A 15,475-nucleotide genomic window follows, 5' to 3' on the forward strand; every position below is an offset into this window, starting at 1 on the left:
CCTACACAAATAATCTTGAAGCGCCCAAAAAACATGCCATCTGCTTAAGACTGATTCTGTGACGAAACAACCCTAAGATAGATGGCATTGCAATACCGATAAGAATTACTTACGGAGACCTAATTTCTCGATCAACGCGCGATAACGACCCAAATCCTTGCCTTTGAGATAATCCAAAAGGCGGCGACGGCGTGAAACCATCTTCAACAAACCACGACGGCTGTGATGATCTTTAGCGTTGGCTTTGAAATGGGGGGTTAATTCATTGATGCGGGCTGTTAGCAATGAAACTTGAACTTCAGGGCTACCCGTATCGTTTGCGCTGCGCGCGTTATCTTTGACGATTTCCGCCGTTTTAATATCAGCAACTGCCATTTTCATACTCCTTACTTGCGAACACTTGAGCTTTCACCCAACTTGTGTCGTGCATTTATTAATCAAATAAAACAAAAAAAAGCTTTAAAATCAAAGCCCTCGAATTGTAGCAGATCCACCTTAAATTCCTGGCTCTAAGGCCAGGCACTCAATTCAGGGTTAAGCGGTGAATATTTTGGCAAGCCCTTGATTTATATGGGAATGATGTTAGAAACACCTTAAAATGCCTATTTTTTAGGCAACTCTCCATCAAACCCCCGCTTATAGCCTGGCGGGTACTTTTGCCACTCCTTGCCGCCCAGCCCCTGCTTGTAGCCATAATCAAACAGGGCTTGCATATAGGCAGTGTCAAACTCAGTCTTATGAGGGAACTTGAAGTCCGGCCCGATAAAGGCCAAGTTGAAACTGACTCCATCAAGCTGAGTAGTGTGATAAATGCGGTACAGATCCCCAATGCCTTGAGTCTGAATCATGCTAGAAATTGCTCTCTGAATGATGCTGAGGGTGCCCCGCTCTGTCTCGCGCCACTCAGGATCCAAGCGGGCATTGCGAATAATGTAGGCGTTACGCTGTTTCTGTAGCTTGAGTTTCAAATCTTGAGCGCGCTGAGATAAGGCGCTTGGATAGAGGAATACTTGAGTAATAGCACCGCCGTCGACATGCATCTCCTGAAAACTTTGGCCAGAAACCTCAAAATCGAACATGACTGGTGAAAATGCACCCGGTATCGATGCGGATGCCAGCATGACTTTCCTAAAAAGCTCTAGGGCTTCTGGAGTGCCGATACTGGCAATCTTGCCCATGTTCCAGACTACAGGCACGCCTGCATCCAAATTGGTTGTCCCAATCAAAAGCCAGCGGTTTTTGGTGGTGTACTCATTTGCCACCTTCTTCAGAAAATCCTGATCAATGTATTTTGAAATTAATTGAAACAAGGGCGTCGTATCTGATAGGCCATCACTCAAAATGCCAGAAATCAATCCACGCTCAATGAAGATATCTTGGGGGCCATACTTTGTATAAACATCACGTAAAACGGGATCATATTCTTTTCCCATATAGGCAAAGGGAGCAATTAATGCGCCGGTACTGATACCAGTGACTAAGTTAAATTGCGGGCGATCGCCGCGCTCAGCCCACCCTATTAATAATCCAGCACCATATGCACCATCATCACCGCCACCAGAGAGGGATAAATAATTCGCAGGTACGCTTAAGGTTTTTTCATCCCTAAGCTTAAATCCCGCCTGAATATCCACCGCCATCTGATCCACGCTAGATTGACTGGCGACCATATAACGTACACCAGTCAGGCCCGCAATTTGTGCTTGGCCCATCTGCTGCGAGGGCACTGCCGCCTTGCGCTGCAAGCTGCTGCAGCCTATTAATGACAGTATGAAGAGAGTAAAGATGCAGCGAGTTAAGAGAGTCATATTGGTTTGTTATTGGACAAGAGGGCTTGTTGGAGTATAAAGATGGAATTCATCAATTGCGGAAATACAGCAGAGGAAAAAATCAATGCGAACTAAATTCATCCAAGCATTAGCCTATAGTCTATTAGCCTTATCCCCTGCACTCAGTTTTGCGCAATTTTCAAATCCATTTGCCGCCGAGAAAACAATTGCCCAGCAACGCCAGGACATTCTCAAAAAGAGCGAAGATACTCTGAAAGCACTCTACCAAGCTCAACCCAAAGCAAAAGAGGTGATTGAGAAATCTGTCGGTTACGCCACCTTTAGCAACTTTGGCATGAAGATTCTGATTGCTGGCGGCGGAACTGGTAGCGGCGTTGTCATTCCAAAGGATGGCGCTAAACCTGTTTACATGAACATGGCTGAAGTACAAGCTGGACTTGGTATTGGAATTAAATCCTTCCAAAATATTTTCGCATTTCAAACCCAAGCCGCTATGAATGACTTCGTTAATTCCGGTTGGACATTTGGCGGCCAAGTTACTGCTGCCGCTAAGTATGAGGCTAATGGTAGCGCATACCAAGATGCCACTACTGTAGCACCCGGCGTATTAATGTATCAACTGACAGACTCGGGCCTTGCCGCAGAAATCACTGGCAAGGGCACCAAATATTACAAAAACACAGATCTAAATAAGTAGGTCATCAGGATAGGGTCTATAGATGACACCGAAAACTTTTAAGGCGTCATCTGCGCATTGAGCTTAGCTTGGCTAGGATCATGCAATTTATTTAAGGCTGACAAATAGGCTTTCGCTGAAGCTGCAATGATGTCTGGATCAGTGCCGACTCCATTTACAATGCGCCCACCCTTTGCAAGTCTGACAGTAACCTCACCCTGAGATTGCGTACCTGAGGTGATTGCATTTACAGAGTAGAGTAATTGCTCTACCCCGCTCTTTACGATCTGCTCTATAGCGTTCAAGCTCGCGTCCACTGGTCCATTACCTTCAGCCTCAGAGCTCGCTTCTTTGTCGCCAACCCGAAAAGTCACTTTAGACTTCGGACGCTCACCCGTTTCAGAATGCTGACTTATAGAAATGAATTTATAAAATTCACCTTCTTCAGCTGCAGCAGAATCCGACATGATGGCAATAATATCTTCATCAAAGATTTCTGATTTTTGATCAGCTAGCGTCTTGAAGCGGACAAAAGCTTCATTCAAATCCGCTTCAGCTTCAATCGCAATGCCTAACTCTTGTAAGCGCTGTTTGAAAGCATTGCGACCAGATAACTTGCCGAGCACAATCTTATTGGCAGACCAGCCCACATCTTCCGCGCGCATGATCTCGTAGGTATCTCGATTCTTTAAGATGCCGTCTTGATGAATTCCTGAAGTGTGCGCAAACGCGTTGGCGCCTACAACTGCCTTGTTAGGCTGAACAACGAAACCAGTAATTTGCGAGACCAACTTTGATGCAGGAACAATTTGAGTCGCATCAATACCGCACACCATATCAAAATAATCTTTGCGCGTGCGCAAGGCCATGACAATTTCTTCTAATGCTGTATTACCAGCACGTTCACCCAAGCCGTTAACAGTGCACTCAATTTGACGCGCACCACCAATTTTGACACCAGCTAAAGAGTTGGCGACAGCCATACCCAAGTCATTATGGCAATGCACAGACCACACAGCTTTATCAGAGTTAGGAACTCGGGTACGCAAGGTCTTGATGAACTCACCATATAACTCAGGAGTAGCGTAGCCTACGGTGTCGGGAATGTTGATGGTGGTAGCACCCTCATTGATAACTCCTTCAACTACTCTGCACAGAAAATCCATTTCTGAGCGATAGCCATCTTCTGCTGAGAACTCCACATCCTCAGCCAAGTTTCTTGCAAAACGAATGGAGCGTTTTGCTTGCTCCAACACCTCTTCTGGAGACATGCGCAATTTCACGGCCATATGTAATGGACTAGTTGCCAAAAATGCATGAATCCGTTTTGCATTAGCGGCCTTCAACGCATCAGCAGCTCGAGTAATATCTTTATCGTTAGCGCGTGCAAGTGAGCAGACAATAGAATCTTTTACAGCTGCTGCTACTGCAGAGATTGCCTGGAAGTCACCTTCGGAGCTCGCCGCAAATCCAGCTTCGATCACATCAACCTTGAGACGCTCTAATTGGCGTGCAATACGAACCTTCTCGTCCTTGGTCATAGAAGCGCCAGGTGATTGTTCACCATCACGTAAGGTGGTATCAAAAATGATTACTTTGTCGCTCATCACTACTCTCCAGTTCAATATTGCTTAATTATGCTTACTGCTGATTCATGGTGACTAATTATTGATTACTAAGCCTAAAAACAAAAACCCCAGCAATTTGCTGGGGCTGGTATGTCGTGGTTAATGAATTACTTTAATCTCATTAACTCAGGCCTTACCTGCCCCAAGCTGTAGGCTTAGTGCGAGTAGAAGCAATTTAGAGAGGGGGAAATTCATCAACATGGTTTAAATATAACCTAAATATTCCAAATTAGCTAAAACGACGGCCACTCAGATGCTCCCAAGCCCAAATGACATATCCCGAGATGGAATACACCACAAAGAGGCCGAACAGGGTCAAAGGCGGATTAGAAGAAATCAGCACAAAGGTCAGAATCATCAGAACCATGACTCCAAAAGGCACTCTGTAGCGAACATCTAAAGCCTTGCCACTGTAAAAGCGGGCATTAGATACCATGGTCAAGCCAGCATATACAGCTAAAAAGAAAGTGATCCAAGGGATAGCACTATCACGCACTGGGATCTTGTTGTCATCAGCCAGCCAAATAAAGCCTGCCATTAAAGATCCAGCTGCTGGACTAGGTAAGCCCTGGAAAAACTTCTTATCTACCACACCAGTATTGACGTTGAAGCGGGCTAGACGCAAGGCTGCTCCTGCACAGTAAGTAAAGGCAGCCAACCAACCCCACTTACCTAAGTCTTTTAAGGCCCATTCGTAAGCAACCAAGGCTGGCGCCACACCAAAAGACACCATATCGGCCAAAGAGTCGTACTGTTCACCGAAAGCACTTTGGGTATTGGTCATTCGAGCAACACGACCATCCATGCCATCCAAAACTAAAGATGCAAAGATGGCAATAGCAGCCATCTCAAACTGGTGGTTCATTGCATTGACGATGGCAAAGAAACCGCAGAATAAGGCTGCGGTAGTAAATGCATTGGGAAGTAAGTAAATGCCTTTGCTACGTTTACGTGGCTTGTCTACGTGCAACTCTTCCACTTCAAAATCTATTCCATCGCCCAAGCCCTCTACCCACTCACCCTGAGTGCGATCAGTACGGGAGTTCGGTAAGCGACTGCGATCAATACGGCCACGACGGCGAAATGTAGGCAAAGAATATTCCTAGTTAAAACGGCTTAATTAATCTAAGCCGGGTACGCGAGCTAATGCAGTGTTTGTAGCAAAAACTTTATCACCAACGCTGACTAAAGGCTCAGCTGTTAAAGGTAAATATACATCGACACGGGAGCCAAAACGAATAAAGCCATAACGCTCACCCGCTTTTAGTCTATCGCCAACGTGGATATAACAAAGAATGCGGCGAGCAATCAGGCCTGCAACCTGAACCAGAGTCACGGTTTGGCCATTGGCATCAATCACAACAGCATTACGCTCATTCTCAGTAGAGGCTTTATCTAAATCGGCATTGACAAACTTGCCAGGAAAATACTGAATCTCTTTTACTGTACCGTTGACTGCACTACGGTTGGAGTGAACGTTAAATACGTTCATAAAAACACTAATCTTCAAAGCTTCACGACCTGCATAAGGATCATTAGTTTTTTCCACTACGACAATACGACCATCGGCAGGAGATAAAACCAGATCACGCCCTATGGCAGCAATACGCTGCGGATCTCGGAAGAACTGCAGAACAAAGATAAAGATGATCCACAAAGGCCATGACCATGCAATGCCACCAAGATAGTGGAGCAGAAAAGTAACAGCCCCCACTAATGCCAAATACGGCCAACCTTCTTTCGCAATAATGGGGTGCGGATACATCATCTTTGTTCTGAGCCTTTTTAGTTACTACTATTAGTTTCTAGCTGCTATTTACTTAGTTCTTAACTTAGTTCTTTGTTTGATCAACTAATTTGTTCTTTGCAATCCAAGGCATCATGGCACGTAACTTAGCACCAACCACCTCGATGTCATGCTCAGCATTCAAGCGACGACGTGAAATCAAAGTAGGTGCACCTGCTTTGTTTTCCAAGATAAAGCTCTTAGCGTACTCACCAGTCTGAATATCTTTCAAGCACTGGCGCATTGCGTTCTTAGTATCTTCAGTCACAATACGTGGGCCAGTAACATATTCACCGTACTCAGCGTTGTTAGAGATAGAGTAGTTCATATTGGCGATACCACCTTCGTAGATCAAGTCAACAATCAGCTTGAGTTCATGCAAGCACTCGAAGTAAGCCATCTCGGGAGCGTAACCTGCTTCAACCAAAGTTTCAAAACCAGCTTTGATCAACTCTACTGCGCCACCACAAAGAACAGCCTGCTCACCGAACAAGTCAGTTTCAGTCTCTTCGCGGAAGTTGGTTTCAATGATACCGGCACGACCACCACCGTTGGCTGTTGCGTATGACAAAGCAACATCACGAGCTGAACCAGATTTATCTTGGTACACAGCGATCAAATGGGGAACACCGCCGCCTTGAGCATAAGTACCACGTACAGTGTGGCCTGGTGCTTTAGGAGCAATCATGATCACGTCTAAGTCAGCGCGTGGCTGGACTTGACCATAGTGAACATTAAAGCCGTGAGCGAATGCCAATGCAGCGCCCTGCTTGATATTGCCATGAACTTCTTTGCTGTATACATCAGCGATTTGCTCATCCGGCAAGAGCATCATCACTACATCAGCGTCTTTCACGGCTGCGCCAACTTCTTTTACTGTCAAGCCAGCATTTGCAGCTTTGCTCCAAGAAGCGCCATCTTTACGCAAACCAACAGTCACGTTACAGCCTGAATCTTTCAGATTCAATGCGTGTGCGTGGCCCTGTGAACCGTAACCAATAATGGTTACTTTTTTACCTTTAATGAGGGACAAATCGGCGTCTTTATCGTAAAAAACTTTCATGCTCTTTCCTTGTTTTGAAAATGTAGTTAATGCGGTAATTAGTTGAAAAATTAAACCTTCAGAATGCGTTCACCGCGCCCAATACCAGACCCACCCGAACGGACAGTTTCCAGAATCGATGCACGATCAATCGAATCAATGAAGGCATCCAATTTGGCGCCATCACCAGTTAATTCAATGGTGTAACTCTTATCAGTCACATCGATGATGCGACCACGGAAGATATCCGTTGTACGTTTCAATTCTTCACGCTCTTTACCTACTGCGCGCACTTTGATCATCATGAGCTCACGCTCGATATGAGGACCTTCAGTCAAATCAAACACCTTCACCACCTCAACTAAGCGATTTAAGTGTTTAGTGATTTGCTCAATCACATCCTCAGAGCCAAGAGTAACAATAGTCATACGCGACAAGGATGGATCTTCGGTTGGTGCAACGCTCAAGGCTTCAATGTTATAACCACGAGCAGAAAATAAACCAACCACGCGAGATAGTGCCCCTGGCTCGTTCTCTATCAATACAGAAATAATGTGTCGCATTAGAGATCCTCGCTGCCCAAAAGCATTTCAGTAATACCCCTGCCCGCTTGAACCATCGGCCAAACGTTTTCTTCTGGGTCTGTCTGGAAATCCATAAACACGGTACGATCTTTTAAACGAATAGCTTCTTTGAGAGCGCCTTCAACATCAGACTTCTTCTCAATACGCATACCCACATGTCCAAAGGCCTCTGCCAACTTTACAAAGTCCGGTAATGAATCCATATATGAACTGGAATAGCGCTTGTTATAAGTCAGCTCCTGCCATTGACGAACCATACCTAGGTAACGATTATTCAAAGAGACGATCTTCACGGGCGTGTTGTATTGCTTGCAAGTGGACAACTCTTGAATGCACATCTGAATGGAGCCTTCACCAGTGATAGCGAATACATCGTTATCTGGGAATGCTTTCTTGATACCCATGGCATATGGCAAGCCAACACCCATGGTGCCTAGACCGCCGGAGTTAATCCAACGACGCGGCTTATCGAACTTGTAGAACTGTGCAGCCCACATTTGATGCTGGCCAACGTCAGAAGTAATGAATGCATCACCACCAGTCAGTTCCCACAACTTTTGAACTACATATTGCGGTTTGACAATTTGCGAAGCTTCGTCGTACTTTAAGCAATCTTTTTTACGCCACTCGTTAATCTGCGCCCACCATGCCGCTAACTTAGCGTCATTCTTGCGTGGGCCAGCAGCTTTGAGTTGAGTGGTCATCTCTTGCAATACTTCCTTGAGATTACCAACGATAGGAACGTCCACTTTCACCCGCTTTGAAATCACAGACGGGTCGATGTCAATATGAATGATCTTACGTGGATGACTTGCAAAGTGCGTAGTATTACCAATCACACGGTCATCAAAACGCGCTCCAACTGCAATCAACACATCACTGTGTTGCATCGCCATATTGGCCTCATAAGTACCGTGCATTCCCAGCATGCCCACAAATTGAGGACTAGTACCTGGGAAACCGCCAAGACCCATCAAGGTATTGGTAACGGGATAACCCAATAAATCAGCAAACTCTTTTAATTCTGGAGCGGCATCAGCCAAGATCACGCCACCACCGGTATAGATGAATGGGCGCTCAGCTTCTTGCAATAAAGAAACCGCTTTACGAATTTGTCCACTATGACCCTTGACTACTGGGTTGTATGAACGCATCTCCAAGGTTTCTGGATAGACGAATGGTCCTTTAGCTGCAGATACATCCTTAGGAATATCAATCAATACTGGACCTGGACGACCTGTCTGCGCAATATGGAAAGCCTTCTTAATTACCAAAGGGAGGTCTTTCACATCTTTTACCAAGAAGTTGTGCTTGACCACTGGGCGAGTAATACCCACGGTGTCCGCCTCTTGGAAGGCATCTTCACCAATCGCGTACGTAGGTACGTTACCGCTGATGACCACCATCGGGATTGAATCAGTGTAAGCAGTCGCAATTCCGGTAACCGCATTGGTTACTCCAGGACCTGAGGTCACTAAAACAACACCAACCTTACCGGTTGCGCGTGCATAGCCATCGGCCGCATGAACTGCTGCTTGCTCATGGCGAACAAGAATATGCTCAAACTTGTCCTGCTTAAAAATTTCATCGTAAATAAAGAGAACGGAACCACCTGGGTAACCCCAAACGTATTCAACACCCTCTATGTGCAAAGCCTTCACCAGCATCTCAGCACCAATCATTTCTGGTGGAGTTGCTGCGGGATTTGTATTTGTATCTTGGTTAGCTTTAGAAGCTAAAAATTCTGCGCTGCTTGTATTCATTTTCTTTCGTCCTTTGCAATTTTCGGCAAAAAATTGATTGGTCTGTTCTGTCTCTTGCTTGTGGCCTGAGTTCGAACGGCGCTGCTACCGGAAAAACCACTTCTTGAATGAGATTCTAGGTAGTAAGCCCTATATTCTATAGCAATCCCCTAAAATGGAAGAATTCCATCTGATTCAGGTCTAATCTACTGAATGGCTTCACCCCAAGAACTTTCTGACTTTCTGAGCAGTGTTGAGCAGCGCGCTTTCAAGCAAGCGGTCTATGCTGTGCGAGATGACGATGCAGCCTTAGATATTATTCAAGATGCCATGATCAAGCTGGCTGAAAAGTATGGTGATCGGCCTGCAGCAGAATTACCTCTAGTTTTCACCAGAATTCTGCAAAACCGTATTCACGACTGGTTTAGACGTCAAAAAGTTCGTAATACTTGGGTCACCCTGTTCTCGAATATGGGTAAGAAATCTGATGAAAGTGATGATTTTGACCCCCTGGAGTCACTTTCAGCCCCAGATGATAGTGAAATTCACCAAGATGGTGCATTTAAGCTTGAACGTAGTCAGCTTTTACAGGCCCTAGAGTCAGAAATATCAAAATTGCCTGCCCGTCAACGAGAAGCCTTCCTGATGCGTTATTGGGATGAGCTGAGTATTACTGAAACTGCCCTTGCGATGAGATGTAGCGAGGGAAGCGTCAAAACCCACTGCTCAAGAGCCACTCAGGCTCTAGCTAAAGCATTGAAATTAAAAGGAATTACCCTGTGAACCGCAACGAAGACATCCTCAGCACAACAGAATCAGATCAATTTGGTCTGAATGCTGCCGCCCTGCTCCGCCAAGGATCCCAATCCCTGCCAGCCGGGATCAAAGATCGCCTCTATGCAGCACGCCTCAAAGCCCTTTCTGTGAAAAAACCAGAAAAAGTGCGTATTGTGCAGCATGTTTTAGCGAGTTCTAGCGGAAACTGGTCTTCCGGCTCACGCTCATTCTGGGATAACGTGGGTTGGGTTGCCCCCTTGGCCGTTTTGATATTTGGTCTCATCGGCATCGCTCAATGGCAGCAAGATTCCCGCATCAACGATATTGCTGAGCTCGATGTCGCCCTCTTAACTGACGATGTCCCACCTGATGCTTATGCTGATAGCGGCTTTTTGGGTTTCCTCAAAAACGGTCCTTTAACGGAATCAGATCAAGATAGCCTCAACTCAGCTAAGACTCCGTCCTAACTGTCATAGCGAGCTACAGTTAGCGCATGCTAAAAAATCTACGGTCTTTGAGCGCCTCACTGAGCATCAGCATGATGCTGGCAATTGGCGTCCTAGGATCGGCAGTAAGTTCAGACGTATTTTCTCAAACATCGGCAGCGGGCCATGGAAAAACTACTGGTATCCCAGAGAAAAAACCAGATGGTACTTGGGAGAGTCTTAAACCAGGGCAACAAAAAATCCTCGCTCCATTGGAAGACGATTGGGACTACATGCTCCCAGACAGTCGTAAAAAATGGATACAAGTTGCCAATCTGTATCCCAAGATGAGTGAGGCTGATCAACAGCGACTGCAGTCCCGCATGATGGGGTGGTCTAAGCTATCTCAAAAAGATCGCCGCATTGCACGCGAAAATTATTTAAGTAGCCTCAAGTTTCCCGCTGAGAAAAAAGCTGAAGCTTGGAGTGCTTATCAAAAACTAAGTGATGAGCAAAAGAAGAAGTTAGCCCAAGCAGAGGTCAATAAGAAAAAGCCAACGGCTTTAAATGCGCCTACATTACAACAGCATCCGATTAAACAACAATCGATCTTAGCTCCGTCTCCAATAGTCAGTAGCGCTCCTGCTTCAGAATCTCCTGCATCGAACAGTAGCCCCGATAGCGGCTCAAACAATCCCTAGTCTGTGATAAGTCCCGCTGAATTAAACCTACTCCCCTCTCCCCAGTTTTGGCGACGGGTCTCTTGCATTCTGTATGAGCAATTGGTTTTATTGGGTGTCATCGCTCTCACCTTCCTGCTTCCTAATTTGGGATTAGGTATTCTGTTTGGCGTATCTCTGCCAAGCTGGCTTACCTTTCTTTATCTCTATGCCGTTCTAGGTATTTACTTTATTTGGTATTGGACTAAGTCGGGGCAGACACTAGCAATGCAAACATGGCGAGTGCGCATGATTGGTCCAGACGGCTACAACCTGACGCGTAAGCAAGCGATTTGGCGTTATTTTTTTGGATCTTTGTGGCTCGTGCCTTGCGTGATTTTGCAGTGGCTGTTCGATCTGCAAAGATGGCAAATTATTGAAATGCTATTTGCGGTGGCACTATTTTTATGGCCACTAAGTATTTACTTGGATCGCGTTAAACCTTTGCTACGTCAAAGTCTGCCAGACCGCTTTAGCGGAACGCGTTTAGTAGAGTTGCCTAAGAACTTAGTTACGCTAAATTAAGTCTCACGCAAACATTCCATTGCAGTAGCAGTTTGAATTCTTCTCTGAAAGCGATAACCCGCTAGCAGGCAAGCAGTTATCCCGAAGCCGATTCCCATCGCCAAAGACTGTGCAAATGCATTGAACTCAATCTCCAATACAAAACGGCCAAGCGCCCATGCTGCAATTCCGGCAGCGAGTCCAGCCAAAGTTCCTGCTAGCACTCCAATAATCAGCAGCTCAGCTGATGCAATCTTTCCTAGTAGATAGCGCGATGCACCTACGGCTTTTAACAAGGCCGCGCTCCTGAAGCGCTCATCTTGTGTTGCCGCTATCGCAGCCACTAAAACTAGAATTGCCGCCGCAATCGTGAAGGCGAACAAGAGCCCTAATACAGAAGACAGTCGATCTAGTACATCTTGTATTTGCTTTAGTGATGTCCCCACATCCACGATAGTAAGATTGGGGTAGGTCTGTGCAAGTTGATAATCCAGACCTTCAATTGCGGTGCCTTGGTAATACGAGGTAATCCAAGACTGGGGCATCTCTGCGAGCATTGCAGGCGGCATGATGACAAAGAAATTCACTTTCATCGAGCTCCAGTCCAACTTACGCAAAGAGGTAATGGGCGCAGTCACTTTTTCACCGGCAAGCTCAAAGGTTATTTGATCACCTAGCTTCAACTTCAAAGTCTTCGCTATTCCTACCTCTAAGGAAACTTGTGGCGTACTCCCTTCAAGCCATTTTCCGGAAGTAATCCGATTACCCTCAGGTAGCCGCTCTGTGTATGAAAGATTAAATTCTCGATCAACCAAGCGGCGTGCATTTTCATCCATGTAATCGTTGGGTCCAATCGACTTTCCATTCACTTCAACTAAGCGTGCGCGAACCATGGGGCTAAAGCTCGGCTTTGCTACTCCCGCATCCAGTAGTGAGCGAGTAATGCTAGGCTTTTGATCTTCCTGCACATTAATCATGAAGCGATTAGGTGCATCGACTGGGATATTGCCCTGCCAAGTAGCCAATAGATCTTGTCGGAGCAAGAGGATGAGTAATAAGGCCATCAAGGCAATACCTAGCGCCGTAATTTGCATGACTGCAAACCCAGAGCGACGCGCTTGTACTGTAAGCGCAAAGCGTAAGGCAAAGCTTTGACTACTCCACTTTGTAAATACGATGTTAAGCAAGCTTAGGCACGACCAAGAAACTAAGGCAAAGACCACAATAGCTGAGCCAAAGCTTGCGGCAACCCAAGAGGCCAGCTTCCAATCTTGAGCTGCAAGCGCAATTAAGACAAGGCAAGTAGTCAATCCAAAGAGTGCGACCCACAACACCTTAATGTTTACCGATCCCAACTCTTTACGAATCAGTCGCACTGGTGAAATCATGACTAAACTAAATAAGGGCGGACCAGCAAAACCGATTAGCAGGCAAGAGGAAAATAAAATACTCCAGACTAAAGGCCAGAGTGAGAGCGCGGGTAGATTGGCAACTAGCAAATTACCCAAAATCCCAATCAATACCTCTTGAACGCCATAAGCGATTGTGGCGCCCATCACAGCGGCAGATATACACAGAGCGCCTAATATCTTGACTTGGTTTACTAGGATGGTCTTTTGGCTTGCGCCCAGGCATTTCATAACAGCGCAAACATCAGCCTGCTTTAAAACATAACGGCGTGCTGATAAGGCAATCGCTACCGCAGCCACCATGGCTGTGAGTAAGGCAACCAGAGATAAGAAGCGCTCTGCCCGCTCGAGAGTTTTACGCATGACAGGCTGAGCATTCTCCAAAGTCTCAATCCGCAATCCCCTGAGCCCGTCGGATTTAATCGATTGCGTAGCCCATTGCTCATAGTCAGAGATCGCAGAATCATTCCCGGCTAAAAGTAGTCGATAGGTCACGCGACTGCCCAGACCAATCAGGCCGGTAGCTTGTAAATCGTCCAGCGACATCATGACGCGTGGCGCGAAGTTCATAAAGCCAGCACCCCGATCTAGCTCACGCTCTAAAATACCGCTAATGAGAAATGTCTTATCACCCAAAAGCATCGGATCACCGACTTTTGCCTTGAGTACACTAAGCATTGCCGGATCCACCCAGACTGAACCTGCTGGTGGAGTCGCGCTGACTGATGAAGGGGATACCTGCAAGCTACCGCGCAAGGGGTAGGCAGAACTTACAGATTTAAGGGAAGCCAGCTTACTTTGTGACCCAACCGTAGCCATACTCGGAAAGACAATCGTTTGAGCAAAGCTCAGTTGCCGCACCTTGGCTTCCTGAATAAAGCGCTCGGGCAGCGGCTGATCAGAAACGAGTAATAGATCCGCAGCAAGCAGCTGGCGCGCATCGTACTGAAAGGCCCGCTGCATTCGGTCGGCTAAGAAGCTGACGCTCGATAAGGCAGCTACCGAGAGCGTCAGCGCGACCAATAGTGCCAATAACTCACTAGATCGCAGGTCTCGCTGAATAGCCCTTAGAAAGCTGCTTAACATTGCTTTAAATCGCCTGAATCTGACCGCCATCCACACGAATCACTGACCCAGTAATGTAGGAGGCATTTTTACTGGCCAGAAACGCCGCAGCATCTCCATACTCTTGTGGATCACCATAACGCCCCATCGGAATTTGTCTCAAGCTAGCTTGAACAACGGAGTCGTAGCTCACATTTTCACGTTGAGCACGTGCTTCATCTAATTGACGCAAGCGATCGGTTGCCACACGGCCTGGCATGATCACATTCACAGTAATACCATCGGCTGCCACTTCTGCCGCTAAGGTTTTAGACCAGGCCAGCAATGCAGCACGCAAGGTGTTGGAGATCGCAAGATTTTTAATCGGGGCAATGGCACCTGAAGTGGTACTCGTAATAATGCGACCCCATTTACGTTGACGCATTCCTGGTAGAACTCGGTCAGTGATACTGATGAGTGATAGCACCATGTCGTTAAAACTCTTTTGCCACAAAGCGGGATCTTGTCCTGCCGCTAATGTTGGAGGAGGTCCGCCGGTATTGTTTACCAGGATATCAATCGGACCTAATTCCTTTTCTACCTTACTCACCAAGTTGTCAATCAAAGATGCATCAGACAGATCCCAGCTCAGAGCTAAAGCTGTTCCACCGGCAGCTTCAATCAATTCAACTGATTTTTTTAATCCCTCGGGATTGCGGCCAGTCACCGCCACTTTGACGCCTTCACGCGCCAAGGAAACGGCCATCGCCTGTCCTAAACCTCGGCTAGATGCCAAAACTAGTGCAACCTTACCTTTGAGTCCTAAATCCATGTCTTCTCCAATATTGTTATATGTACTGTCATTCTAGAATGCCTACTGCCCAAGAGGTGGAGGCAGATTGCCAGCGTACTTATAAAGTACCACCTCATACTCTTTCAAAATTTGTGCCAAGGCTTCCTGCTGGCCCTGCACCAATGCCTGAGGAGAGCTGTCTTTAAGTGCAACTCTCTTGGAATAGCGGTTTTTACCAATCACTGGATTGCGCTTTTGGGGATCAGTTGCAGTAAGGAAAAATTCAATCGTTACAATAGCCTCGGGACGAACCCGATAATCACCATAGAACTCTTCTATGGATATCTGCAAGATGTAGTACGGAAAGAAGCTATTATTTTGCTGTTTCCGAACATCACTCCACACTCCAGCCAAGGAATAGACATTGACTGCACCACTCAAGCTAACTTGAGCGTGGCTTGCATCGACTTGCGACCAAACCGCCACTGGAGAGATTAAATTTGAAGAATTGGGGTCCGAAATGCTCATAGGCAAACTATAAGGGATCTATATGAGA

At 46.4% G+C, this 15,475-nt stretch carries 16 protein-coding genes; 5 read left to right on the forward strand and 11 right to left on the reverse strand.

Features of this window, described 5'->3' with window-relative positions; translation table 11 throughout:
* Nucleotides 1-105: 105 nt before the first annotated feature.
* Both rpsO and ICN22_RS09780 read right to left on the reverse strand, forming a co-directional pair.
* Entirely contained in the window at nucleotides 106-375 is a 270-nt protein-coding gene (gene rpsO / locus ICN22_RS09775; RefSeq protein ID WP_112204355.1) for a 30S ribosomal protein S15, read from the reverse strand.
* Between the two features lie 227 nt (nucleotides 376-602).
* Nucleotides 603-1,808: a patatin-like phospholipase family protein gene (locus ICN22_RS09780; protein ID WP_216170630.1), complete on the reverse strand. Its 1,206-nt coding sequence runs from the start codon at nucleotides 1,806-1,808 to the stop codon at nucleotides 603-605.
* Between the two features lie 85 nt (nucleotides 1,809-1,893).
* On the opposite strand from ICN22_RS09780, the gene ICN22_RS09785 reads away from it, so the two are divergent.
* Complete coding sequence (locus tag ICN22_RS09785) at nucleotides 1,894-2,487, forward strand: lipid-binding SYLF domain-containing protein (protein ID WP_216170632.1); 594 nt, start codon at nucleotides 1,894-1,896, stop codon at nucleotides 2,485-2,487.
* A 38-nt stretch (nucleotides 2,488-2,525) separates the two neighbouring features.
* Here the strand turns inward: ICN22_RS09785 and ICN22_RS09790 are convergent, their stop codons facing one another.
* From ICN22_RS09790 to ICN22_RS09815, 6 genes are all read right to left on the reverse strand, one after another.
* A complete protein-coding gene (locus tag ICN22_RS09790) occupies nucleotides 2,526-4,073 on the reverse strand; it encodes a 2-isopropylmalate synthase (protein ID WP_216170634.1) in 1,548 nt (515 codons plus the stop codon).
* A 250-nt stretch (nucleotides 4,074-4,323) separates the two neighbouring features.
* Nucleotides 4,324-5,187: a CDP-diacylglycerol--serine O-phosphatidyltransferase gene (gene pssA, locus ICN22_RS09795; RefSeq protein ID WP_216170636.1), complete on the reverse strand. Its 864-nt coding sequence runs from the start codon at nucleotides 5,185-5,187 to the stop codon at nucleotides 4,324-4,326.
* 27 nt (nucleotides 5,188-5,214) lie between these two features.
* The gene (locus tag ICN22_RS09800) at nucleotides 5,215-5,862 is read right to left on the reverse strand and encodes a phosphatidylserine decarboxylase (protein WP_216170638.1); all 648 of its coding nucleotides are present in this window, start codon (nucleotides 5,860-5,862) and stop codon (nucleotides 5,215-5,217) included.
* Between the two features lie 64 nt (nucleotides 5,863-5,926).
* Complete coding sequence (gene ilvC / locus ICN22_RS09805) at nucleotides 5,927-6,943, reverse strand: ketol-acid reductoisomerase (RefSeq protein ID WP_216863520.1); 1,017 nt, start codon at nucleotides 6,941-6,943, stop codon at nucleotides 5,927-5,929.
* Between the two features lie 50 nt (nucleotides 6,944-6,993).
* Entirely contained in the window at nucleotides 6,994-7,485 is a 492-nt protein-coding gene (ilvN, locus tag ICN22_RS09810) for an acetolactate synthase small subunit (RefSeq protein WP_046329932.1), read from the reverse strand.
* Nucleotides 7,485-9,269, reverse strand: a complete 1,785-nt coding sequence (locus ICN22_RS09815; RefSeq protein ID WP_216170640.1) for an acetolactate synthase 3 catalytic subunit — start codon at nucleotides 9,267-9,269, stop codon at nucleotides 7,485-7,487. Before ICN22_RS09815 ends, ilvN begins: the two co-directional genes overlap by 1 nt.
* A gap of 192 nt (nucleotides 9,270-9,461) precedes the next feature.
* On the opposite strand from ICN22_RS09815, the gene ICN22_RS09820 reads away from it, so the two are divergent.
* The 4 genes from ICN22_RS09820 to ICN22_RS09835 are packed head-to-tail and all read left to right on the forward strand — an operon-like array spanning nucleotide 9,462 to nucleotide 11,694.
* Nucleotides 9,462-10,031 carry an RNA polymerase sigma factor gene (locus ICN22_RS09820; protein WP_216170642.1) on the forward strand — a complete coding sequence of 190 codons (570 nt, stop codon included), beginning with the start codon at nucleotides 9,462-9,464 and terminating at the stop codon, nucleotides 10,029-10,031.
* Nucleotides 10,028-10,492 (forward strand): DUF3619 family protein, encoded by a 465-nt coding sequence (locus ICN22_RS09825; RefSeq protein WP_216170644.1) that lies wholly within the window; start codon nucleotides 10,028-10,030, stop codon nucleotides 10,490-10,492. The genes ICN22_RS09820 and ICN22_RS09825 overlap by 4 nt, the downstream gene beginning before the upstream one ends.
* Before the next feature lie 26 nt (nucleotides 10,493-10,518).
* Nucleotides 10,519-11,151, forward strand: coding sequence for a DUF3106 domain-containing protein (locus tag ICN22_RS09830; protein ID WP_216170646.1), 633 nt, complete (start codon nucleotides 10,519-10,521; stop codon nucleotides 11,149-11,151).
* 3 nt (nucleotides 11,152-11,154) lie between these two features.
* Nucleotides 11,155-11,694 (forward strand): RDD family protein, encoded by a 540-nt coding sequence (locus tag ICN22_RS09835; protein ID WP_369411592.1) that lies wholly within the window; start codon nucleotides 11,155-11,157, stop codon nucleotides 11,692-11,694.
* Here ICN22_RS09835 and ICN22_RS09840 read toward each other — a convergent pair.
* Genes ICN22_RS09840 through ICN22_RS09850 form a run of 3 tightly spaced genes read right to left on the reverse strand, consistent with a single transcriptional unit; the run spans nucleotide 11,691 to nucleotide 15,447 of the window.
* Nucleotides 11,691-14,168 (reverse strand): ABC transporter permease, encoded by a 2,478-nt coding sequence (locus ICN22_RS09840; protein ID WP_216170647.1) that lies wholly within the window; start codon nucleotides 14,166-14,168, stop codon nucleotides 11,691-11,693. The two genes, ICN22_RS09835 and ICN22_RS09840, sit on opposite strands and share 4 nt — an antisense overlap.
* A gap of 4 nt (nucleotides 14,169-14,172) precedes the next feature.
* Nucleotides 14,173-14,958, reverse strand: a complete 786-nt coding sequence (locus ICN22_RS09845) for an SDR family oxidoreductase (RefSeq protein ID WP_216170649.1) — start codon at nucleotides 14,956-14,958, stop codon at nucleotides 14,173-14,175.
* Nucleotides 14,959-15,000: 42 nt separating this feature from the next.
* Complete coding sequence (locus ICN22_RS09850) at nucleotides 15,001-15,447, reverse strand: ABC-type transport auxiliary lipoprotein family protein (protein WP_216170651.1); 447 nt, start codon at nucleotides 15,445-15,447, stop codon at nucleotides 15,001-15,003.
* Between the last annotated feature and the right edge of the window lie 28 nt (nucleotides 15,448-15,475).

Source organism: Polynucleobacter bastaniensis, from assembly GCF_018882205.1.
Taxonomy (GTDB): Bacteria; Pseudomonadota; Gammaproteobacteria; order Burkholderiales; family Burkholderiaceae; genus Polynucleobacter; species Polynucleobacter bastaniensis.

What these genes read in the sequence shown, in the direction of transcription:
- ICN22_RS09790 (WP_216170634.1), bottom strand. Translation starts at nt 4,073, where the DNA reads ATGAGCGACAAAGTAATCATTTTTGATACCACCTTACGTGATGGTGAA.
- ICN22_RS09845 (WP_216170649.1), bottom strand. Translation starts at nt 14,958, where the DNA reads ATGGATTTAGGACTCAAAGGTAAGGTTGCACTAGTTTTGGCATCTAGC.
- ICN22_RS09780 (WP_216170630.1), bottom strand. Translation starts at nt 1,808, where the DNA reads ATGACTCTCTTAACTCGCTGCATCTTTACTCTCTTCATACTGTCATTA.
- ICN22_RS09815 (WP_216170640.1), bottom strand. Translation starts at nt 9,269, where the DNA reads ATGAATACAAGCAGCGCAGAATTTTTAGCTTCTAAAGCTAACCAAGAT.
- ilvC (WP_216863520.1), bottom strand. Translation starts at nt 6,943, where the DNA reads ATGAAAGTTTTTTACGATAAAGACGCCGATTTGTCCCTCATTAAAGGT.
- ICN22_RS09800 (WP_216170638.1), bottom strand. Translation starts at nt 5,862, where the DNA reads ATGATGTATCCGCACCCCATTATTGCGAAAGAAGGTTGGCCGTATTTG.
- ICN22_RS09840 (WP_216170647.1), bottom strand. Translation starts at nt 14,168, where the DNA reads ATGTTAAGCAGCTTTCTAAGGGCTATTCAGCGAGACCTGCGATCTAGT.
- ilvN (WP_046329932.1), bottom strand. Translation starts at nt 7,485, where the DNA reads ATGCGACACATTATTTCTGTATTGATAGAGAACGAGCCAGGGGCACTA.
- rpsO (WP_112204355.1), bottom strand. Translation starts at nt 375, where the DNA reads ATGGCAGTTGCTGATATTAAAACGGCGGAAATCGTCAAAGATAACGCG.
- ICN22_RS09820 (WP_216170642.1), top strand. Translation starts at nt 9,462, where the DNA reads ATGGCTTCACCCCAAGAACTTTCTGACTTTCTGAGCAGTGTTGAGCAG.
- ICN22_RS09785 (WP_216170632.1), top strand. Translation starts at nt 1,894, where the DNA reads ATGCGAACTAAATTCATCCAAGCATTAGCCTATAGTCTATTAGCCTTA.
- ICN22_RS09850 (WP_216170651.1), bottom strand. Translation starts at nt 15,447, where the DNA reads ATGAGCATTTCGGACCCCAATTCTTCAAATTTAATCTCTCCAGTGGCG.
- ICN22_RS09830 (WP_216170646.1), top strand. Translation starts at nt 10,519, where the DNA reads ATGCTAAAAAATCTACGGTCTTTGAGCGCCTCACTGAGCATCAGCATG.